This window comes from Coprococcus sp. AF51-11b1, from assembly GCF_027682785.1.
Taxonomy (GTDB): Bacteria; Bacillota; Clostridia; order Lachnospirales; family Lachnospiraceae; genus Allocoprococcus; species Allocoprococcus comes.
Genome location: NZ_JAQCZB010000009.1, coordinates 25639 through 47364 on the forward strand (window position 1 = coordinate 25639; position 21726 = coordinate 47364).

General features: G+C 34.0%; 25 protein-coding genes and 2 pseudogenes. 6 read left to right on the plus strand and 21 right to left on the minus strand.

The features are described from left to right. Window positions 1–45 precede the first annotated feature (45 nt). The 6 genes from recD2 to PGY05_RS09805 form a co-directional block, all read right to left on the minus strand. The gene (gene recD2 / locus PGY05_RS09780) at window positions 46–2277 is read right to left on the minus strand and encodes an SF1B family DNA helicase RecD2 (RefSeq protein ID WP_117500920.1); all 2232 of its coding nucleotides are present in this window, start codon (window positions 2275–2277) and stop codon (window positions 46–48) included. Further along, a complete protein-coding gene (locus PGY05_RS09785; protein WP_270475768.1) occupies window positions 2278–2601 on the minus strand; it encodes a hypothetical protein in 324 nt (107 codons plus the stop codon). It abuts the gene before it with no gap. Beyond that, window positions 2589–2741 (minus strand): hypothetical protein, encoded by a 153-nt coding sequence (locus tag PGY05_RS09790; RefSeq protein WP_270475769.1) that lies wholly within the window; start codon window positions 2739–2741, stop codon window positions 2589–2591. Before PGY05_RS09790 ends, PGY05_RS09785 begins: the two co-directional genes overlap by 13 nt. A 228-nt stretch (window positions 2742–2969) precedes the next feature. After that, complete coding sequence (locus PGY05_RS09795; RefSeq protein ID WP_117989119.1) at window positions 2970–3533, minus strand: single-stranded DNA-binding protein; 564 nt, start codon at window positions 3531–3533, stop codon at window positions 2970–2972. Between the two features lie 476 nt (window positions 3534–4009). After that, window positions 4010–4603: a response regulator transcription factor gene (locus tag PGY05_RS09800; RefSeq protein ID WP_270475771.1), complete on the minus strand. Its 594-nt coding sequence runs from the start codon at window positions 4601–4603 to the stop codon at window positions 4010–4012. A gap of 336 nt (window positions 4604–4939) precedes the next feature. After that, window positions 4940–5359, minus strand: coding sequence for a hypothetical protein (locus tag PGY05_RS09805; RefSeq protein WP_270475772.1), 420 nt, complete (start codon window positions 5357–5359; stop codon window positions 4940–4942). A gap of 568 nt (window positions 5360–5927) precedes the next feature. Between PGY05_RS09805 and PGY05_RS16790 the strand changes: the two genes are divergently transcribed. After that, window positions 5928–6185, plus strand: coding sequence for a transposase (locus PGY05_RS16790; protein WP_270475840.1), 258 nt, complete (start codon window positions 5928–5930; stop codon window positions 6183–6185). After that, window positions 6131–6553, plus strand: a pseudogene (locus PGY05_RS09815) (IS5 family transposase); the annotation flags it as partial. The gene PGY05_RS16790 and the pseudogene PGY05_RS09815, both read left to right, overlap by 55 nt. Window positions 6554–6604: 51 nt before the next feature. On the opposite strand, the gene PGY05_RS09820 reads toward PGY05_RS09815, so the two are convergent. From PGY05_RS09820 to PGY05_RS09845, 6 genes are all read right to left on the minus strand, one after another. Then, the gene (locus tag PGY05_RS09820) at window positions 6605–7315 is read right to left on the minus strand and encodes a winged helix-turn-helix domain-containing protein (protein ID WP_270475773.1); all 711 of its coding nucleotides are present in this window, start codon (window positions 7313–7315) and stop codon (window positions 6605–6607) included. A gap of 63 nt (window positions 7316–7378) precedes the next feature. Continuing rightward, a complete protein-coding gene (locus PGY05_RS09825) occupies window positions 7379–8671 on the minus strand; it encodes a sensor histidine kinase (RefSeq protein WP_270475774.1) in 1293 nt (430 codons plus the stop codon). 24 nt (window positions 8672–8695) lie between these two features. Beyond that, window positions 8696–9415 (minus strand): LytR/AlgR family response regulator transcription factor, encoded by a 720-nt coding sequence (locus PGY05_RS09830; RefSeq protein ID WP_270475775.1) that lies wholly within the window; start codon window positions 9413–9415, stop codon window positions 8696–8698. A gap of 89 nt (window positions 9416–9504) precedes the next feature. Then, a complete protein-coding gene (locus PGY05_RS09835; RefSeq protein ID WP_270475776.1) occupies window positions 9505–10071 on the minus strand; it encodes an accessory gene regulator ArgB-like protein in 567 nt (188 codons plus the stop codon). After that, the gene (locus PGY05_RS09840; RefSeq protein WP_270475777.1) at window positions 10064–10222 is read right to left on the minus strand and encodes a cyclic lactone autoinducer peptide; all 159 of its coding nucleotides are present in this window, start codon (window positions 10220–10222) and stop codon (window positions 10064–10066) included. The genes PGY05_RS09835 and PGY05_RS09840 overlap by 8 nt, the downstream gene beginning before the upstream one ends. A 111-nt stretch (window positions 10223–10333) precedes the next feature. Then, window positions 10334–10675 carry a hypothetical protein gene (locus tag PGY05_RS09845; RefSeq protein ID WP_270475778.1) on the minus strand — a complete coding sequence of 114 codons (342 nt, stop codon included), beginning with the start codon at window positions 10673–10675 and terminating at the stop codon, window positions 10334–10336. A gap of 123 nt (window positions 10676–10798) precedes the next feature. On the opposite strand from PGY05_RS09845, the gene PGY05_RS09850 reads away from it, so the two are divergent. Next, on the plus strand, window positions 10799–11125 hold the full coding sequence (locus PGY05_RS09850) for a helix-turn-helix domain-containing protein (RefSeq protein WP_270475779.1): 327 nt from the start codon (window positions 10799–10801) through the stop codon (window positions 11123–11125). A 47-nt stretch (window positions 11126–11172) separates the two neighbouring features. Here PGY05_RS09850 and PGY05_RS09855 read toward each other — a convergent pair whose 3' ends face one another. Continuing rightward, on the minus strand, window positions 11173–11673 hold the full coding sequence (locus tag PGY05_RS09855) for a hypothetical protein (protein ID WP_270475780.1): 501 nt from the start codon (window positions 11671–11673) through the stop codon (window positions 11173–11175). Between the two features lie 279 nt (window positions 11674–11952). Between PGY05_RS09855 and istA the strand changes: the two genes are divergently transcribed. The 3 genes and pseudogenes from istA (at window position 11953) to PGY05_RS09870 (ending at window position 13898) form a co-directional block, all read left to right on the plus strand. After that, window positions 11953–13149, plus strand: a complete 1197-nt coding sequence (gene istA, locus PGY05_RS09860; protein WP_270475844.1) for an IS21 family transposase — start codon at window positions 11953–11955, stop codon at window positions 13147–13149. Continuing rightward, on the plus strand, window positions 13146–13382 hold the full coding sequence (locus PGY05_RS09865) for a hypothetical protein (RefSeq protein WP_270475781.1): 237 nt from the start codon (window positions 13146–13148) through the stop codon (window positions 13380–13382). The genes istA and PGY05_RS09865 overlap by 4 nt, the downstream gene beginning before the upstream one ends. A 114-nt stretch (window positions 13383–13496) precedes the next feature. Continuing rightward, window positions 13497–13898, plus strand: a pseudogene (locus PGY05_RS09870) (ATP-binding protein). Between the two features lie 104 nt (window positions 13899–14002). On the opposite strand, the gene PGY05_RS09875 reads toward PGY05_RS09870, so the two are convergent. The 8 genes from PGY05_RS09875 to PGY05_RS09910 all read right to left on the minus strand — a co-directional run bounded on the left by PGY05_RS09875 (window position 14003) and on the right by PGY05_RS09910 (window position 21681). Beyond that, a complete protein-coding gene (locus PGY05_RS09875; protein ID WP_270475782.1) occupies window positions 14003–15160 on the minus strand; it encodes a cation diffusion facilitator family transporter in 1158 nt (385 codons plus the stop codon). A 26-nt stretch (window positions 15161–15186) separates the two neighbouring features. Next, on the minus strand, window positions 15187–16509 hold the full coding sequence (locus PGY05_RS09880) for an MATE family efflux transporter (RefSeq protein WP_270475783.1): 1323 nt from the start codon (window positions 16507–16509) through the stop codon (window positions 15187–15189). A gap of 67 nt (window positions 16510–16576) precedes the next feature. Beyond that, complete coding sequence (locus PGY05_RS09885) at window positions 16577–17146, minus strand: TetR/AcrR family transcriptional regulator (protein WP_270475784.1); 570 nt, start codon at window positions 17144–17146, stop codon at window positions 16577–16579. Beyond that, on the minus strand, window positions 17139–17771 hold the full coding sequence (locus tag PGY05_RS09890) for a class I SAM-dependent methyltransferase (protein WP_270475785.1): 633 nt from the start codon (window positions 17769–17771) through the stop codon (window positions 17139–17141). The genes PGY05_RS09885 and PGY05_RS09890 overlap by 8 nt, the downstream gene beginning before the upstream one ends. 275 nt (window positions 17772–18046) lie before the next feature. Beyond that, window positions 18047–18958 carry a lactate/malate family dehydrogenase gene (locus tag PGY05_RS09895; RefSeq protein ID WP_270475786.1) on the minus strand — a complete coding sequence of 304 codons (912 nt, stop codon included), beginning with the start codon at window positions 18956–18958 and terminating at the stop codon, window positions 18047–18049. 14 nt (window positions 18959–18972) lie between these two features. Further along, entirely contained in the window at window positions 18973–20442 is a 1470-nt protein-coding gene (locus PGY05_RS09900; RefSeq protein WP_270475787.1) for an AMP-binding protein, read from the minus strand. Then, window positions 20429–20659 (minus strand): acyl carrier protein, encoded by a 231-nt coding sequence (locus tag PGY05_RS09905; protein WP_270475788.1) that lies wholly within the window; start codon window positions 20657–20659, stop codon window positions 20429–20431. The genes PGY05_RS09900 and PGY05_RS09905 overlap by 14 nt, the downstream gene beginning before the upstream one ends. Next, entirely contained in the window at window positions 20656–21681 is a 1026-nt protein-coding gene (locus tag PGY05_RS09910) for a 3-oxoacyl-[acyl-carrier-protein] synthase III C-terminal domain-containing protein (RefSeq protein ID WP_270475789.1), read from the minus strand. The genes PGY05_RS09905 and PGY05_RS09910 overlap by 4 nt, the downstream gene beginning before the upstream one ends. Between the last annotated feature and the right edge of the window lie 45 nt (window positions 21682–21726).

A 21726-nucleotide genomic window follows, 5' to 3' on the forward strand; every position in this document is an offset into this window, starting at 1 on the left:
GTAATGATGAACCGCTCACTTTTATTTTATAATAATTTTTATGATTTATGCACTACGCTGTTCATATGCATTCAATAATTCTTTTCCTACCTGTTTTAAACGCATTCCGAAAAGTGTATTACGTTTAGCCGTTGTATTATTTCGGATAGCTTGAGCAACTGCCCGTTTACTTCCTACAATAATCACCTTTTTTGTTGCACGTGTGATTCCAGTGTAAAAAATATTTCTCTGTAACATGCGCCAAAAGCACCCCAGCATAGGGATTATAACAACAGGGCACTCATTTCCTTGAGATTTATGCACCGACATTGCATACCCATGAACCAGCGGCCAGTAATCATCATCAGAGAATTCCACAAGCCGATCATCTCCAAAGTCTACGCGCATCACCGTCTTTCCCTCCTTCTTAAAAATGCTCACAACTTCGCCAAGATCACCGTTTGAAATATCATCTCTGTTTTCTGTCTGCATGACCTTATCTCCCTCTCGGTAAAGACGTCCTCCGTTCTTTATTTCTTTCCGTCCACGCCGTTTTGGATTAACCACTTCCCGCAACATCTCATTGAGTGCGTCGGAACCTGCCGCAGTATTCTTTTTCAATGGTGAAAGTACCTGTATATCATCAGTCTGTTTCCCATGTGTTTTCCAGTAATCCTCATACAAATCACGTATGATCTCTGAAGCATCTTCCGGCGCATTCGCTGAATAGAATTCAAAGGTATCATCATATATGAGCTTTGTCTGCTTCCGATTGATGCGTACTGCATTTTCCACGATCGTACTTCCTTCCTCTTGACGAAAACAGGAATCGAGAATGGTAGTCGGAATCATCCCTGAAATGATCATCTCATGAAATACATTTCCTGGTCCCACGCTGCCAAGCTGATCTTTGTCTCCTATCATAACAAGGGTTGCATCCTTTTTTATGGCTGAGAAAAATCGGTCTGCCAGATACATATCACACATGCCAAACTCGTCTGCTATGATAAAATCATCTTCCAGTTTACCGGCATGCCACGATTCCTCCTCGTCCTCATTCTCTGAAGGAATCCCCACTGCTTTCTGCATGGTCATTGCCGGAAATCCAGTTTTTTCATACATACGCCTTCTTGCACGCCCGGTCGGCGCACAAAGCAAAATTAAAGAATCTTTGTTTAATTTTTCCTGAATTCGGATGATAATGCGAATCAAAGTTGTCTTTCCGGTTCCCGGCCCTCCGGTGATGATAGATACCGGATACTGGAACACTTGGCGTACTGCCTGCTCCTGTGTTTTACTTAATGTAATTCCTTCTTCGGCTGTAATCTGCTGCAGAAGAGGCTCTATATCCACTTTCTTCCTCTTTCGCTTTAAAAGCCGCATCAACTCTGCCGCAGCTCCCATTTCCACTTCAAAATTTCGTTTGGTATAGATTCCACCACCATTTCCAATCAATGTCTGATCCTTACGTATCATTTCATTCCCAATATCCTTAATTATACGTTCCGAAACTTTCTGTCTGTCTTTTGCATGATTTAAAAGCTCGGCAGACCGTTCTACAATTTCTTCACTTTTCAAAAACAGATGTCCTTCCTCATCAGCGGCACGCTGAAGCACATACAAAATTGCTGCTTTGATGCGTTCCGGATTATCTGCTTTAAAGTTTTTCGCTTTTCTGGCAATCGGATCTACCGTCAAAAAACCAAATCCTTTAATTTCACACAATCGGAACGGATTTTTCTTAATAATTGGATAAGCATTGTTTCCAAAATGCTCCTGTATCCGCATTAACTTGTTCGAGGTCACACCAAAAGGCGCCAGATAAACCATCAATTCTCTCAACTGCCGGCTCTTCTGATACCCCTCCATGATTGTTTCCAGCCTGCTCTCGGTAATCCCTGAAACCTCCAGTAGCTTCTCTGGCACATTTTCCATAATGTACAATGTTTTCTTTCCAAATTTCTCAACAATGCGTTCCGCTGTTACCGGGCCAATCCCCTTGATCATGTCAGATGCAAGATAAGCTTTGATTCCCTCCGTTGTTTCGGGAATACAGATGCGAAACGATGAAACGTCCAATTGCATGCCATACTTTGTCTCTTTCCAGTCACCGTCCAGTTCAACCTCTACACCGTCACCGGTCGGAAGTTCAATCCCAACTGCCTGAAAATATCCGGTGTTTCCCGGATGAGAACGGACAATTTTTTTCGGTAATTCCTCTTCTGTTTGGTAAGCGGCAACAGTATAACCATTCCCGGCATTATAAAATATTCGTTCAATGGATTTTGCATGTATCATTTACTTACGCTCCTTTCCCCACGATAACCATAGATATTTTCCTTTTTTTACAGCATGGATATGATCTTTATGTAAGTACTGGATTAATATCTTTGTCTCGTGAGCCGGGAATGCCCGCAACATCCCCACTCTTCGAAAATATTTTCCTTCCGGCACACAGCAGACACCTTCCGGAGTGATGGAAAATCTCCAGATACCTGTTTTTTCTAATTTTGCCTTCAGGTTCTGGATTCTTTCCTGCCCCTCCATCTGATACCAGACAACCGCCTTGCATTCCTCCTCACTTTTCTCATGCTGTATACTAGGTTCCTTTAGCGGCTGCATTCCTTCTTTTTGGTATCTTTCCGATAAATCTGCCTTCTCATCTTTCTGATACGCTGAATCTCTCCTGTCTGATACATCTTTTGAGGTATCAAAATCTGTGCTTTCGGTCTGGTTACTTCCATTGTTACTCTTCTGTTCATCTTTTTTTTCCTCCCGTACAGTTTTTATAATAAACGCTGCTACTATGATGGGCGCCGCAAGACTTAAAGACTGGAAAATAATCATAAGAAAAAACGGCCATAAAAAAGGGGATAGAAAAAATCCAATCCCACCTGTAAGAATACAAAGCCATTTATATTTTTCTGCCAACCTCTTTAGCTTTTCCATAAACTACCTCTTTCTTCCCGGGGGAAATCCCCCAGGATGCTTTAATCAAATTCTTCGTAATCCATATCATCAAACTGCTCATCCACATCATCATTTCTGGATGACCGACCTCTTTGGCTACTACTGCGGCTGCTCTTTCCGGAAGAATAATTGGAATTTCTGCCTGATCTACCCGAACTGCTTTTTGATGAGCGCTGGCTTCCTGAACTCTTCCTTCCTCTTGATGAACTCTGTCTGCTCTTATTACTTCTGCTCCTACTTTTGGAATCATCTTCATCGTCGTCCTGACTGTTCTTACTTTCGGCAAATTCAATCTCATCACAGCAGAGTCTTACACCGTAAACTTTATCCCCATCCTTGTTGGTGTAATTATTGTTTTCCATTCTTCCGGTGATTACGATTTTAATACCCTGATACAGATACTTTTCTACGAATTCTGCCAGCCAGCCGAATGCCGTACATGGAAAAAAATCGGTTTCGTCACTGTATTTTCTATCTACGGCAATACGGAAGTTTGCTACAACAAATTCATCCCCATCTTTCTTTGTTGTGTAATTAATCTCCGGATCTCTTACCAGTCTTCCCATCATAATTGATTTGTTCATGTATATCCTCCTTCATTTCCTGTTAAAAAAAGCGCTTAGAAACTTCTTTCTAAACGCTTTGTCATCGGTATCGTATTTTATTCGTATTCACTTTATTCGTATCCTCCTTTCTTTCAATTTTTCTTTACACCTCCTTATCCTTTTCTTTCATCTGTACTTGTCTTCATCCTAACCGCATACAAAACACAAAAAAGGCACTTAGAATTTCTTCATTCTAAATGCCTCACTTATATTGCTTGTGACAGACAGGAATCTTAAATTCCTCATAATTCACTTCCGGACTTTTCCGAAACCAAAATACACTACCCATCTTTTGATGAATACAAATACAAATTTCATTTTTATAGTAACACAACATATAGTGGCAGTCAATATGTATTCATACAATTTAGTGTTTGTTAAAGTACAAAATGTTATAGATGGATAAGCCAAAGTCAGCCATTTATCCACCATCTTTGAAAAATATTCTAAGAGACCTATTGAGGAAATTCCCCAAAGCGGTATCCGACACCATACACATTCTGTATATATTCCGGTTTTTTTATATCTCTTTCTATCTTCTGGCGAATCCGGTGTATGTGTGCCATAATATTTCCATCATCCTGAAGATATTCTTTATTCCAAACAGCTTCGTATAGTTCTTTATAGGTAACCACCCGACCATTTTGTTGTGCCAGAAAACATATGATGTCAAATTCTATTTTCGTTAATACTATTTCTGTCCTCCCATAAAAAACTTGTCTACTTTCCAAAATAATTTTCAACCCTTGAAAATGCCAAATATTTATTTGCTCATGAATACGCTCTTGCATTCTAATTAATGCCCTTAATCTTATCACTATTTTTTCTACATCTAACGGAAAACCAAGATAATCATCTGCACCACTTTCAAACGCATAAACCGCCTCGCGCTTTTGCTTTTCTGCTAAATTAGCTTTAGAAACAAAAAAAATCGGGGAATTAGAGTTCTGACGGATTTTATTAATCAACGTTTCACTCGTTTGTGTAAAATTTGTCATTTCTATAATATATAAAGCATATATATTTTCCAACATCTGACTGGTTTTCATTATTTTTGATATTGATTTATATATTACCTGATATTCTCCATCCAAATATTTACAAATATTGTGGCTCTTGAAGGAGGAATAATACAAATAAGATTCTACATATCACATATAACATCTTCCTTTTCCAAAAGATAACACAAATAGGACAGTACCATTTCATAAATCTTTTCGTTACAATTACAGATTACAAAATTATTGGACTTGTATTTTATTTTGAATTATACAAGTTTAGGATATAAAAGATGGTCTATAGATTCCTAGATGATTACTCTTCTATATATATAACAGCCTCGTCTATTCTATTGCGATAGAATTTTCTCTGCTTCCATAAAAATGTTAGGAAGTATTTGTTAATTTTCCATCAATATACATCTGAAACTTTTCTGGATCATGAAAAATATCATATTCCTGTCCCCATTCATCAGGTAAGTATTCCACTACCATTACTGGTTCCCGACCATTTACCTGATCTTCCCACAAGTATACTGAAAGGTACAGACTAGTAGCATATCCATAATCTATAGAAAATTTAATAGTCTTGAAAGTATTTTCTTTACATTTTTTGATGAGATATTCTGCAAAGTCCTCTTTATTATTAATTTGATTTCGATTTGCAATAATAATCAGTCGTTCATCTTGATTTGTTTTCATACTACTAATAACATCAGGTTCTCCTTCTACACGCTTCTGCTCACAACTTGAAAGTGAAAGTATTGCAACTATTAAAGACAAAATAATAAACTTTTTTCTTTTCATTTTATAGCTCCTTATTCTCTTTCTCTTAAGTCATGACGATATAATTATTGTTGCCTTTTCTTATTTTAACCATCAAATTCGTAATAAGTGGTTATTATTAATTCGAATAAACATTTCCAATTATAGAAAAGTATCTCTCATCTGCTGTGTTGTTCCAAATTCCGCATTATTATATTCAAAAACGGAGCAATGCATTTTGCACCGTTCTTATCCTATTTGCTTAACCAAAAAAATCTTATTGGTTCTATTAAATGTATAATAAATTATATCTTCAATTTCATCTTAAAATATCTTCTATTCTACTCTCCTATCCCTTTAGTGGCTCACTATTATGTTTACTTTTCCCTAGAGCGTGTTTGAAAATTAAAAATTTTATAAAGCATGTGTTTCTATCCCATTTTCATGATAGAATAAAGAAAAAGGGGGCTTTCATATGTCAAGACGTTATGAATTAACTGATCAGGAATGGGAACAGATTGCTTTGCTACTTCCTCCTGAAAATACCGGAAAACCACTTCGAAAGACAATCGTTTGATGCTTAATGCAATGATCTGGCTTGCACGCAGCGGTGGGTGCTGCGTGGAGGGACCTTCCGGAACGATATGGGCCTTGGACAAGTGTATATAGCCGTTTTCGCAAATGGATAGAGGATGGAATTTTGGATAATATCTTTCGGGTGTTAAGTCTGGAAGCAGAATTGGGAGATTTATCTATAGACTCTACCATCGTTCAAGCCCATCAACATAGTGCTGGAGCAAAAAAAGGGGGACTCCAAGTGAAATTGGACACAGCCGAGGTGGTGCAAGCACCAAAATACATGCGGTAGTGGATTCTTACGGCTATCCGATCTACCTGATGCTCATCGAAGGACAGCGTAACGATTGTAATCTTGCGATCCCCGTATTAAAGCATGTTCATTTGGAGGGCTGTAATGTTCTTGCAGACCGTGGATATAATAGCGATGAGCTGATTGATTATATCTATACACACGGTGCAGAACCAACAATCCCATCAAAAAAGAATGCAAAATTTGAACGTCACTGTGACTGGTGGCTATATAAGGAACGTCATTTAGTTGAGAAATTATTTCTCAAATTAAAAGAATTTCGAAGAATTGCAACCCGGTATGATAAATATGCATTCACCTATTTAGGATTCATATGTCTTGCTTCTGTTTTAATTTGGTTAAAATGACTAATTTGCAGCAATTTTCAAACACGCTCTAGTAACAACTACATTTTTTGACTATTTTTGTAACATATTACAGAAATAATATCCAACACCATACTGATTACAAATGTATCGTGGATTCTTCGGATCTTTCTCAATTTTTCCTCTAAGACGGTGTATATGAGCCATAATGTTCATATCATCATGAATATATTCCTGTTTCCAAACTCTTTCATATAACTCTTTATGCGATACTACATCTCCCTTTTTTTGAAAAAGATAATAGAAAATATCGAATTCTTTTCTTGTTAGATTGACTCTATTCTCATTAATATATAGTTTCCTTTTATAAGGATATATCTTAATGACCCCATCTTCTCCAATTGCTTCAACCTTTTTTTCTGCTGGCATTGTTTCTTTTTTATCCTCTAGGTCAAGAACCCGATCAATTAGAAGGAAAAATTCTTTTTTTGCAAATGATCTTTTGATCAGAATGTCAATCATTCCTATAATTCTCAATTTTTCTCCAGGGTAACTCTCAATAATATTCTTCTCAAAAACACAAATAGGTAAAGAATAGAACTTCTTAACAGATAAAGCGAAATACCTTATTTCCTGAACACTTGCCGGTACTTCAAGGATGCATAAAAGATAATCATATTCTTTTTCTACTCCTATTTCCCAAATAAAATCGTTTATATTTTTCAGACTCTCTATATGCTTCCATATAAAAGTTCCCTTTGTATTCGATTTTTCTCCTGTCAAAATTAATATTCGTTTATCCATATAATATTTTCCCAATAAGTTTCATCTTTAAAAGAGAGTTTGCATCTATCGCCCTAAATCTGTTTATTCTTTATTTCCAGCTAATAAAATAATTTTAGTCTCAAAATATTCCTCAGAATACTCATAATTTATATTTCCCCAATACTTTTCCGCAATTTCTTCCATAATAGATATTCCTAATCCTAAATGACCAAGTTTTGTCGAAACTAATTTCTTATTTTTTAATTTCGGGCGGGTACCAACCGTATTTTTCATCTTTATTACTATATAATCTTTAAAGCTGTGTATTCTAAGAAAAATTTCCTTTTTTTCTTTGTCTGATGCGAGACATGCTTCGATACCATTATCAAGCAGATTTGCAAAAAGCGCCGTCACCTCTGGCTTATTCATAAAGTCAAATATTATATCCTGCATACTAATATCAAATTTAATTCCATAGCGTTCGCAACTTTCAATCTTGTTCCATATAATTGAACATAAAATCCTGTCACTACAAACAAATTGTGGTCGGATATTTTCAATAGAGTTAATAAATTCTTCTGCGTATTCATTTTGAGTTTTTTTATCAACTTGCTCTAGTTCATTTATTGTCTGGATATGTTTCTTCATATCATGCAATGCTTTTTGTGTCTTCTCATAGTTTTCTTGGAGATCTTCATAATACTTTGCTGTCATTTCCAACTGTTGTTCTATTAATACGCTTCTTTGCTCATATTTTGCCTTTTCAGATATCTTTTTGTATAAATATAAAATACCAGCATCCAAAATAACAAACCCTATACATAAATGTAAAAGAGCTATGTTACTGTTTGGGTTTGTATCGATTTTGAGAAAAAGAAGGATGATACCAAATTCAAATATCATTAAAAACATCATATATAAATGCAATATTTTTGAGATACCGCTAACTTGGCAATGCTGTAAAATTTGTATGAATAAACTATTTGTACAAATTACAACAATCGCATTTCCGACACTTGAAAGTAAATATGATTTTGGGTGCATTAACACTGCATAGGTACTGCCATTTACAAAAAATGAAAAAGCAATGGTCACACAAACATCAACAATAGCCATATATATGATTACCATTGCTGAATTCATAAAAATATTTTTTCCACATGGCTTGTATAGGATGAAAGATATAAACCCCAATGCAGCCATTGAATACCCTAAATTCAATGCAGGTATGTTTAGATATGATATCATCATATGCAATAGGAAACATCCAAAGAATGATAAAATATAAACGCCCTTCTTTTCCGGATATTTTCTCTCATATATAGCATCCATTATCCTAAAAAAAACAAAATCTGTAACAGAACAAGAACATATCAGTCCGATAATATGAAGCATATACACCACCAAATGTCCCCTTTCTTAAATTCTGTCAAATGTAGACTGTAAAAAATCATTAAATTTATTTTTAAAGTCTACCGCTCGTTTTTGTGCCAAGGGCACTATATCATTATTCTCTAGAAGTATATCAAAACCCTTAATTCTTTTTAAATATAACAAATTTACAATAAAGCTTTTATGTGGCGATTCAAAGTTATATTTTTTAAACTTTTCATATAGTTCTTTCAGACTATATGACGCAAAGTAATTTCCTTGAGTAGTATGAATAATAACTCTTCTACACGAATATTCAAAGTAATAAATATCCTCTATTTCAATAGTTACTAATCCTTCTTCTGTCTCAAATACACATTTTTGCTTTTCGATTGCATTATCTAAATAGCGTACTGCTTCGCCCAATGTTTTAAAAATATCTGTGTCTTTAATGGGTTTACTTATATAATCAAAAGCATGTACTTCGTATGCATTTCTTTGATAGTGGTCATAATTTGTTACATAAATAATTTTACTAGTAACATCCCACTTTCTTAGCTTTTTTGCAGTTTCAATGCCATTTAGTTCTGGCATTTCTATATCAAGAAAAATGATATCAAATCTTACTTTTGCACTTAAAAGTTCTTGTCCTCTTTTGAATCCGGCAACCCATACTTCTCGTTTAATTTCACTGAAGTATTGTTGGATAATTGTCAATAATCTGAGACGGACCTGTTTTTCATCATCACACACAGCAATCTTTATCATCCTGTATGCCTCCTATCTCCTTTATCATTTTATTCTCCACTTACAATCATACAATAAAAAAAGAATCCTTTCAGCAGATTCTTTTTTAACTATACCGTATATTTTTTTGCAAAGTATCTTCCAAAAAACAACATTGCCATCTGAACTATCCAGGAACAGACAATTCCAACCGCAACCTCTCTGCTTAAGACGCATCCAATTCCAAAGATAACTGCTAAGCAGAGCAAAATGGATCGTGTTTTTTTTCTATAAATTACTTTTTCTTTTTCTGATAGTGGTTTAGTAGGCGCTTCTTGCGGAGATCCTCTCCATATAACAATTCCACTGATCAGCATACATATACAGATCAATCCAACATTTAGCTGCCGAAATATAAAGAACATCACAAGCACAAATATAGTAACGAGTATGGTACAATAGTAACATCCTTTTGACGTCCTTGCATGATATCCTCCTGCATACTCACGTAGCCAAGCATATGTGACTAGGAAAGAAACCATTTCTAAGAAATGTCCGAAAAGGAAACCAATTATTAAAATTAGAAACGTATGAATTATTATTTTTACAATAAGATCAAAGCCATATTGATAAATCTCGATCTCATCAGAAGTAATTACATTTGTTTCTAATAGAAACTTGGTAACTCTGTTATTCACATTTCTCTTTCTCTGTTTTGTTTAATTTCTTTACGCTTTCTGGCATTTGGGGTTGTCCATGCAGAAAAACACAAGCTGTGTTGGCATTCTTTTCAGCAACCTTATATGATGTTTTTGCAATAACTTTTGCAACTTTTTCTTTCATATTCATACGATAACCTCCGTCTCTATCCATATAAGTTGTTACATGTTAATTATATTTAATTAGTCATTTAATTTCAATAAGAATGGACAAACTACGAGATTATTGTATAAATGACGATTAGCAAGTCACAATAATAGAAAAATTTTTATCGTTTCTTGAGAATGTAATTATTGTTTCCTTATTAATTTTCAAACACTTCTTTTGTATATCAGCAATCTTTACCTCTGACAAATTCCATTCCCCAACGATTCTTATTATAATCCAATTTTTGTATCCGTGCATCCTAATATATATCCGCTCTCTAGCCTTTTCTCCATATAATTCTTTGATCAAATTTGTAATCAACTCATAGTTTTGGTTTACTTTTTTGCCATATAGTTCCATATTTGTTCGGTCGTAAAATAGTTCTATTTCGTAATCAGAAAGCTCTTCTATTATCATGTCCATGTAATTTTGCATTATATGTATGCTCCTTTTAGCTATTTCTTTAACTATACAACTTTTAGTTCTAATATTCAACGCTAATAGTTTATTTCAGAATATCTCTACGTAAAATATAATTAAACAAGTTGGAGGAGTTATATGCATACATTAGATTTATTGTCATTTGGCTCAAGGATTCGGAAACGTAGAGAAGAACTGCTTATTTCCAAAAAGGAGCTTGCAGAAAAATTAGGTATTACTTCAAAATTCATGGATGATATAGAAAGTGGCGCACGTGGAGTATCCTTAAAGAATCTGGTACTTTTATCTCAAATTCTGGAAATATCAACCGACTATCTTCTTTTTGGAAATGGTTCGAAAGCTAGTAAACAAGTGTTTAATAACATTTTAGAAAGCTGTCCACAAGCTAAACTGGAAGTTTTAGCAGAAATAATAGGCAAAATTATTGAGTCATATGATGAATAAAAATACCGGAGGTACAGATTTATCACCTACTCCTCCGGTATTATTGTTCATAAGATTAAACAGATAAATGTATATGTGTTCTTTTTTTCTTTTATTGTAAGAGTGCCTTTGTTATCTTCTACAATCGAGCATAGCCATTCCTTCCATTTATCATTTATACTGTTTTTTTCTCCATTCCGATATATAAATTCATAAATGCAGTAATTTCTTTTTTTTCTAATTGATAAAGTTACTATGGTTCCATTCTTTGCACCTTTCACACACATCATCAAAATCTTTGAAAAAATATACTTTAAAGTGATGTAATCACTGTATATTGTAGGGAGAACTTTTCTGGTGATTGTAACATGTAGAACCAACTCCTTGTTTTCAAATACTTTAGATGCCATATTGACTACTTCAAAACTAAACTCATCTAAATCAATTTTGTCTTCCTTTGTTTCTGCTTTTTCGTTTGGCAGTCTCCCTTTTACATAATTAATAATTTTTATAAATTCTTTTGTATTACTTTTAAGATTTAATTCTAACCTTCTATAATTTTCAGTCATACTTTGTATCATCCATTTTCTTCTAAATCTATTTGTCTATAAATGCTAATCTAAAAGTGAGCCACTTAAAAAGTACTCTGAATAAAAGTCTTTTTATTCGGAGGGAAATAAGGTGGTTATCACAATGCAAGATTACGATGAAATTCGCAGACGTTTCCTTGCTGTTGAAAGTCAGAGACATATCGCAAAAACGATGGGCATGTCCAGGAATACCGTTAAAAATACTGTGAAGGGAATACTGTCCCCTGGGAACGGAAAACGCCTGACCGTGAATCGACGATTCTTACACCAGACGTAGTCCGATTTATACAAAACTGCCTTGAGGAAGATTCCCGTCAAGGTCTTAAAAAGCAAAAGCATACCGCAAAACGTATCTATGACCGGCTTGTTGAAGAAACCGGATTTACAGGTGGGGAATCTACAGTCCGTGCAAAAGTCCATGAACTAAAGGAATGCAAGCCTAAAGCATTTATTCCTCTTCAGTTTGAACCTGGCAAGGCAATGCAGGTGGACTGGGGTGAAGCTACAGTTTATCTCAACGGTCAGAAAACTGTGATCGATCTTTTCTGTGCGCGGCTTTGTTACAGCTGCAGACCAGTTGTACTTGCCTATCGTCATCAGAATGAAGAAAGTTTTCTGGATGCATTCGTTCGTACTTTTGATATCCTGAGAGGCGTTCCTCATAAGGTTATCTTCGACAATTGTAAAGTTGCTGTAAAAGAGGGATTTGGGAAACATGCACAGGCGCAGAAAGGATATACTGCTCTTGCGGCTCACTACAGTTTTTCCGCCCTTTTCTGTAATCCTGCTGAAGGACATGAAAAAGGACTTGTAGAAGGATCAGTGGGATGGGCCCGCAGAAACATTCTTGTTCCTGTTCCCTACGCTCCTGATATTTCCGAACTGAATACACTACTTTTGGAACGCTGCATGAAATATGAAGCACATCAGATTAAGGGCAAACCCGATAAAGTTGGAGTAATGATGGCTGAATTCCATCCTCTCCCCGGGTACAGATTTGAAACTGCCAAAAGCGCAAACGTCAGAGTGAATGCTTTTTCCACTGCCAGGTTTCGGACGAACAGTTATTCCGTTCCGGTTCAATATACTGGCAGAATGGTAGGGATCAAAGGATATCCCGAAACAGTAGAAATCTACTATAAAGGAGTATTGATTGCAGTACATACCCGGTGTTACGGGAAACATCAGAGTATTTACCATCTGGAACACTATATGCCGCTTCTTGAAGAACGGCGGCGGGCGATCCCTGACGCAGCGCCTGTGAAGCAGAATGTTCCGCCGGAAGTTCTGGAGGAACTTCGAAAAAACAACAGCAATTATTCCAGAATGATGAGCATTTTTCACGATTTCGTTGACATCACAAAGCCCCAGATCCAGGATCCGGTAAAGATCCTTTCGGTTGACCTCCGACAATACGACCAACTGAGTCTCAGAGAGGAGGTGAACAGCAAATGAGCACAACAGTAATTGAAGATCAAATCCGGATGTATGCGAAGCTGCTTAAGATCCCAACCTTTACCACCTATAAAGAAGCACTCCGTCAGCTTTCTCCTGATTCTGATATCAGTGAGATCCTGCTTTCATTAATGGAAACAGAGTATGAGCAAAGGCAGGAAAATCAAAACCTGCGCCGCCTCAAGAGAGCGGGATTTCCATTTACCAAAACATTGGAAGAACTGGATCTGTAACTCTACAGTGGTTCCATAAATGAACTCTTCTTAAACGAACTCTCAAGCTGTAAGTTTATCAAGGACCGCAGAAATATCACAATGTTGGGGAATCCAGGCCGGTGAAAAACGCATATGGCAATCGGTCTGGAGCTGAAAGCGTGCTCCATGGGAATGTCCTTTCTGTTCAAAAATGCATACTCCCTGTCAACGGAACTTTCCGAAGCTCGGGATAACTATTCCCTTGGCAAACTGGAAAAACGAATCCAGAAGGCAGATCTTCTGATACTGGACGAAATGGGGTATGTCAGTTTTGACCGCTACTAGCCAGAACTCCTGTTTAAGATCATTGCTGACAGGAGCGAGCGCGACAGCATTATAGTAACAACAAATCTGCCATTCTCTGAATGGATAACCTTTTTTGAGAACACAGCCATGGTAGCCGCTATGATCGACCGTCTGACTTTTCAGTCCTATGTGCTAGATATGAACGGAGAATCGTATCGGCTGACCAAAACCAAAGAAGCCAGGAAGTAAAGGTGACTCACTTTCTGGCCATCACTGGGTGGCTCAAAATCAAGTCAGCGAATGGCTCACTTTCTAGTTGACGAACATAATTTATCTTCTATGATATATCTTAACTATTGTTTCTGTATTTTATAAAAAAGTGTCCTATAATTGTTAGAAATTTTACAATATACAATTGCTTTAATCTCTGGATCAAATTTTTCTATATCATTTCTTATCGAATTTATAATTTCGTCTTTATGCGCCAAATTGGTTGTGGGTAAAATCAAATCAAATACTACATATTTCCCAGTTAACATTCTATAATTATTTATCTTTAGTTCAATGCCATATGTTTTTATTCTTTCAATAATCAATTCATAAAGTTGATCTGACCGAGTAATATCTTCAGTTGCTTTTTCTTCATGGACAGTACTAAAAAATCCTAATTTAGTATATATATCATATTGAATCTGCTGTGATAACGTATTTGTAACATCGTCATATTCTTTTACTAATATACTTAAATTAATAATCATATTATTTAGTCCATAATCGTGAATCATAATATCATAACAATTAATTACTATTGGATATTTGAATACAATCTGCCTAATTACCTCATACCTTCTTTTATCCGCTTTTCGACCAAGTATTCTTCCCAAAATATCAATGCAAATCTTTGCTCCACTTTTTATAACTAGAACAGCCACAATTATTCCTAAAAATCCATCAATATTCCATTTAAAATAATTTTGTGTTAGATAAGCAACTAAAACTGCCCCTGTTGACGCAGCATCACTTAATGAATCAACAGCAACAGCTTTCAATGATACTAATTCATACTTTTTACTAATCTTTGAATTAAACAAAAAAATATATATTTTTGTTAATATTGAAATTATTAGTAATAAAACTATTAAATTAGAATATTTTAAATCTTTTGGTTGAAACAAAAAACTCCATGACACTTTAAATAATTCTATCCCTATATACATTATACAAAACGATGAAAACAAGCCACATATCCATTCAATTCGTCCATGTCCAAATGGATGATGCTCTCCTGCACCAAAACCTGCCAATAGTATTCCGACGCAGGAAACTATAGTAGTTCCTATATCCGATAGGTTATTTATTCCATCACCTATTATTGTAATAGAATTAGCATACAATCCAGCAACAAATTTTATGGAGAACAAACATATATTTAGTATTATACCTATCAGGCTATACTTTATAACATAATATGTGTTACTCCTAGAAATACATTTTTTTTGTTGATTAAACATAAGTTTGTTCCTCGATAATTCTATAGTTATATGGATAGAAATCTTATGCGATGGATTCCTGTTATTGTTGCTACCAAACATGCAATAATATGGCTAATTAATACTGCCAGCCAGATTCCGCTTAATCCTAACGGAGTGAATGATGATAAAATAAATGCTAGTGGCATTCTAACAGCTATATAATAAATTATCATAAGTAGCATGCTTATAGATGGTTTTCCCATTCCATTTAAAGCCCCTAAATAAATATTTGTAATTGTGTTTAATACATATCCAAATCCAACAATCATAAAATACTGGGAAACAAGTTTTGATGCATTTGCACTATCAAGAAACAATCTGGATAACGGCCTTGCAGAAACCACAAATATAATTGATAAAACTGCCAATCCCAAAACGCCATAAATAATAGAACATTTTAGATAATTTCTTGCTCTGTCAACTCTCTTCCCACCTATACATTGACCTATAATTGCTGTGAGCACCATATTTAACCCCATTGCTGGGTATAAAAGAACAGTTTCTAACTTGCCTATAATTCCATATCCTGCGATGGCTGCAATGCTATATGAACTTACTAAAGCGGTCAAAAAAGTTGTACTTATTGCGGGAATACTCTGCTGGATGATTGAGGGAATAGCTTTTTTCACGATGTCTAATAGTACTTCTTTATCACATAATTTTATATATACTTTAAAATATTTTTTTCTAGAAATATATATAATCATAAAGAACAAACAAATAGTTTGTGACAATACTGTCGCTATAGCAGCCCCACGAAATCCTAATAAATTAATAAATATTGGATCTAGAATAGCATTTAATCCAGTTGATACTAAAATAGCTATCGCTTGAAACATAGAATTTCCAAAGCTCCTTAAAACAGCTGTAAAATATAAAAATAAATACACAGCTAAGTATCCCACTATATAAATACTTAAGTACTGATATGCCATTTCCAATATTTCTCTAGGTGTATTTAAAGATATAAGTATTTTTTTCAAAAAAATTTCCAAAATAATAGTTATACAAATTGCAAATAGTATTGAAATAACTAAAGAAGTTGAAATTACAGTATTTACTTTCTTTAAATCTTTTTTTCCCAACGCCTGTGAAATTGAAATCGTAATTGCATTCGTAGCTCCCATCCCTATTGATGTTAAAAGTAAAATAACGGGAGTAGAATTCGTTAATGCAGCATATGCAGACTCTCCTAGTAAATTTCCGATCCATAAACTATCTACAATGTTATATGCCATATTTAAGTACATAGCCAAGATCATAGGGATAGCCATAGCTGCAAAACTTTTTTTTGTATCTCCATTTATAAAATCAATTTTTGTATTCATACTGCCTCTCCTGTAATGAATGAAACTCATTCATTTTATAACTATAAATCATTATTTAAATAAAAGTTTAAATTTTTAAAATAAATTTTAAAAATGATTTTATTTTTTCCGTTTTTTCCGTTTCTAAAATATTTCTATCTAAAAGAATTCCCAGCTGACCATAAACACAAAATGAAGTAGCTGCAGCTACGTCTGGTATTTCTATTTGATTAGTGGCAACTGCATCTTGCAAATACTTCTTGACTACAGGAGATAACTTTTCACAAACGCGTAGTAAAAGCTGATCATGAAGCTTTCTATTATGTTCACCATGAAAAAGACTATAATGTACATCTGTGTCACATTCATAAGAAGTTGCTATTTTATTGATTACTTCGGATAAATTTTGTTCTTGTCCAGTAAATTCCTTCATCATATTTCCTATAAGAATGTCCGAATATTCTTCAAGTGCAGCGTCAAACAATTCCTCTTTAGAAGAAAAATACCTATAACATAGACCTTGCGCTATATCTATAGACTTCGCAATATCTGTTATAGAAGTTTTTTCATAACCTTTTTCAGAAAATACTTTTATAGCGGCATTTAATATTTCTTTTCTCCTTTCTTCTGGTTCTTTTGTTATCCTAATTTTAGCCATTTTTCCTCCTCTCCTTTTGAGCTATACAAAAGCATGATGTATTATTCAATTTTTTCCATGTTACTATTTTAAATTTTGTTCTTAGCATTGTCTCCATTTCTTTTTTAGAATATATTTTTACATCTCCCTCTTTACTGTGCTTCATGTAAATGTTCATTATTATACGTCCCAAATATGGTTGCCAGCAGTCGCAAATAATGAAGATTCCTTCTTTTTTTAAAACTCGGAAAACTTCTGATATTACATTATCCGGATTAGGATAGTGATGAAATGAATCATTACAATACACCACATCAAAAAACTCATTTGGATATGGTAGATTTTCGCTGTCACCAATTCTTAAATCTACAGCTTGTGGCAGTTTCTTCTTTGCGACTTCAATCATTTTCGGAGAAATATCAATTCCAGACGCCTTTTTTTTCTTATCACTAGCTAGAATAATTTTAATCATTTCACCAGTACCACATCCCAAATCCAAAAAATTACTATATGTAATTGAACTTAAATAATTTAGTATCTCTGGATACATTGTGCGTGCATGTCTGCCTTTTATATCATAATCATATGAATATGCCTGCTCATTAAAGGCCTCTTTAGAGTTCTCTTTTATTAATTGATCCTTCATAGTAATATAGTCTCCATTTTCACCATTAATTGCAAAGATTATACATTTCAGTATATACACTTACATTAATCTATGTTATCAGCTCAATTAAACATCCCCTCTTTCCTTTCTTTAATAGATATTTTTCTCTTTTGATGCGTATACTTAGAAATCTATCAATGTTTTATCATTATGTTGTTGGAATTTATAAAACATTGATAGATTTAAAATACGCATAGGTATTAACAATTACAAATATCATACTCCAATTTATGAGAATTGTCAATGAATAATCTTCATTCGATTAGCAAATGCTTTTTTATTGTCTCTTTTGATTTTTTAATTTTATATAATTCATGTTGAGAATACTCCATCTCTAACTGTCTTTGAATTCCCGTTCCTCCAACTAAAACAGGTACACTACTATATGTATTACCATTTAATACTGATAAGGTAATTTCTTTATTTGTATTATTGAAAATGCTTTCTATAATTTCAGCAGTAACATTGGCAATTCCAAACGTTGTAGCCTTTTTATAATTGGCAATATCCCACCCAACTTGTTTTACAGTATCCTCTATTCGAATTTTTAGCTTTTCAATCTCCTGGTTTTCTACTGCTATTTCATCAACTAATTTACCTCTAATCTTTGTGTTGCTCCAACTAATCACTTGGGAGTCACCATGTTCACCAACTACATACGTTGATACATCAGCTATGCTCACCTTAAATGTCTCTGCCAATTCTTTTTTTAATCGTAGTGTGTCTAAAAATGTGCCGGTTCCTATTACTCGTTCACATGGTAGTCCAGAGTACTTGTATACCAGATATGATACAAGATCGACAGGGTTTGTAACAACCAATACGATGCCATTAAATCCAGATGACATAATTTGGGGAATAACATCCTGCACTATGTTTTTCGATGTCTCAAACATATCCAATCTGGTTTGTCCTAACTTTAAAGGTGCTGCTGCTGTAAAAACGACCAAATCAACATCTCCAAATTCTGAATATTTCTTTTCTTCTATAAGAATATCTCGATTCATTAAAACAGCAGCATGCTGCAAGTCTAGCAATTGAGCATGTGAAAGTTTTTCATTCTTATCAGTAACAATCAACCTGCTACAAACATTCTTTAAAAGCACAGTATATGCAATAGTAGATCCTACATTTCCCATCCCGATAATTGCAACCTTTTTTTCCATATTATTTTGTCCTCTCAATATGCTCTGGTATCATTAATTTCTACCAGTAACTTTTTCCGATCTATTTTTCCATTAGCATTCCTTGGAAGTTCATTTACTATATAGAACATATATGGAATAAATTCTCTTCCCAAAGATTTTGATACCATTGCTTTAAGTTCTTTTATATCGCATTCACTAATGTATTTTTCTTCCTCAATATACGCAACTATTTTTGTTGGTTCATCTTTAGAAAGCTTTCCAGAAATTACAGCCTCCTTTACTTTAGGATGCTTGTTTAAAATATTAGCAATTTTATTTGAGTCAACCCAACTGCCATTTATTTTAAAACTATCAGAAACTCTTCCCATATACCAGTAAAAATTCTCCGAATCTATTTTTACTAAATCTCCTGTTTTTAGCCAAACATGCTCGTTTTCAATAAATACTTCATTCGAATCAATAATATCAGTACTTAAACTATTGCCCGAAACACTTAACTCCCCAATTTTATCTGGGCCTAAAATTTTTTTGCCATTTTCGTCTCTAATTTCTACGTTATATCCTTTTAATACTTTTCCCAAACTTCCTGCTTTATTCTCGCATAGAGTGTTTGAAATATATAAATATAAGAGTTCTGTACTGCCTATACCCTGCAGAATTGTTTTCTTAAATATAAATTCCCATTCAGTTATTATCTTTGGAGGCATAAGCTCTCCAGCTGATAGAAATACTCTAACTGAACTGAAATCTAAATCACTGATCTTCGCCATTCTGATTAAATTTTTATATATAATCGGGACTGCAAAAAAAAGCGTCGGTTTCTTTTCCTGAACTGTTCTAACAATTTCAAAAACATCACCATTAGTATTAACAATAGTAGAAGCGCCAAAAGCAAATGGAATGAAAATCGAACTTACAATACCGTAAGCAAAGGCTAAACTTGATTGCGAATAAAATACATCTGATTCCTGAACATGCATTATATTTTCATCAGAACTTTTAATACATGTTAATACGTCATCAAAGCTATGTGAGATTAGTTTTGGCTTTCCACTACTTCCGGATGAAAAAATCGAAAAGACTTTTGTTTCATATGCCCAGAATTCTGCTGAAGTCTTCTCATAGTTTAATGTTAAATTATCTATATGAATAAATCTTATATCATTATTCTTATTGTAATCACATATAACTAGCTTTATTTTTTCACGTTCCAGCGTGTCCATAATATTTTCAATATTATGATTTCTGTTCAAAATGATAGGATGTATCCCCACTTTGATTGCCCCTAAAAATAGAAATATACTTTGGGGCTGATCTTTAATATGTATAATTATTTTACTACCTAAGGATAACCTTGTTCTTAAATATTCTCCATATGTATCCACTTGGTAATATATTTCTCTATATGTATATTCTGTATTTCCATAATATAAAGCAACTTTACTAGAATCCTTTTTGTTTTCTAAAAGATATTTACATAGATTTTTTTCAATTACTTTCATACTTAATTCTCCTGGATATGTACTCATCTAAGATCTTAAAAGACATATTATCAAGTTCTGATAGTTTTACTTCTATACCGTATTCTTCTTGAATTGATAGAAGCAAATCCACTTTTTCAAGCGAGGTAAGATTCAAATCCAGAATTGTTTCTTGCGACATTTCTTCTTCAAATCCCATATCTCTAAATTTTTCTTGTAAAAAATCTCCTACTTTCATAATATATTTAAATCATCCTTTCCCACTCTATATAACATGGCTGCACTAGTATATCCGGCGCCTATACCGCACAAAACAATATAGTCTCCTGTTTTAATTTTCCTGGATTTTTTTGCATCGTATAATGCAAATATTGGACTACATTCACCAGTATATCCGTATTTATCTCCAACATATGTGTAGTGTTCGCTAGAAAGATGTAATTTCTGTATAGTACTCTTTATATGATACAAAGAAAATTGTGAAAAAATATATTGCGATATTTCTTCAGGAGTCAATTTATTTTTTGCAAATAAATTTTCTAATTGTTTGGACCATATTTCAGGTATAAAAGATATATCTAGTCCTTGATCCATTCCCAATTTTAAATCTTCATCATGTCTTTTTTCATTCCTCAAGATTTCTGAGAATCCACTAGCCGGAATAACATCCATCTCCATATAAGAGCTATCTGTTACATAGTTAGTATCTATAATACCGTATGAACTTTCTGCCTTTTTCAAAACGATAGCAGAAACACCATCGGAAAAAGTGCAATATGAAATTGGATTTTCAGAAGTAAAAACATAGCTTCCCATAAATGCACAAATTACTAAAGCATTATTTATGGTTGTATTTTCTTTCATATAACTACTTACTTGATCTAGCGAAATAATTCCTGCTGCACAATTGGCATTCATATCAAATGCTACCTTCACATTTTTGGCTTGCAAAATATTAGTTATTCTAAGTGCATTTGTTGGTGATAAATATTCCGGAGTATCCGTAGCTACAACGATCATATCTAAATCATTAATATTAATCCCAGCTGCTTTTATAGATTCTTTTGAAGCATTTTCCATCAATTTATAATATTCATCACTATTGTTTCCAGTAAACCGTCCATTTTTACCCAATATTTTCATCAAACTTTTTATTCTTATTTTTTTATCTTGGTAATACTTTCGTAAACTATCGTAATCTACTTTTCCATAACTTGGATAATCAATACCTATTCCTGAAATTTCAATATTTTTATTCATGTCTCTCCTTTCATGCCCCCTAAACTAATAGGGGGCAGAATTCTT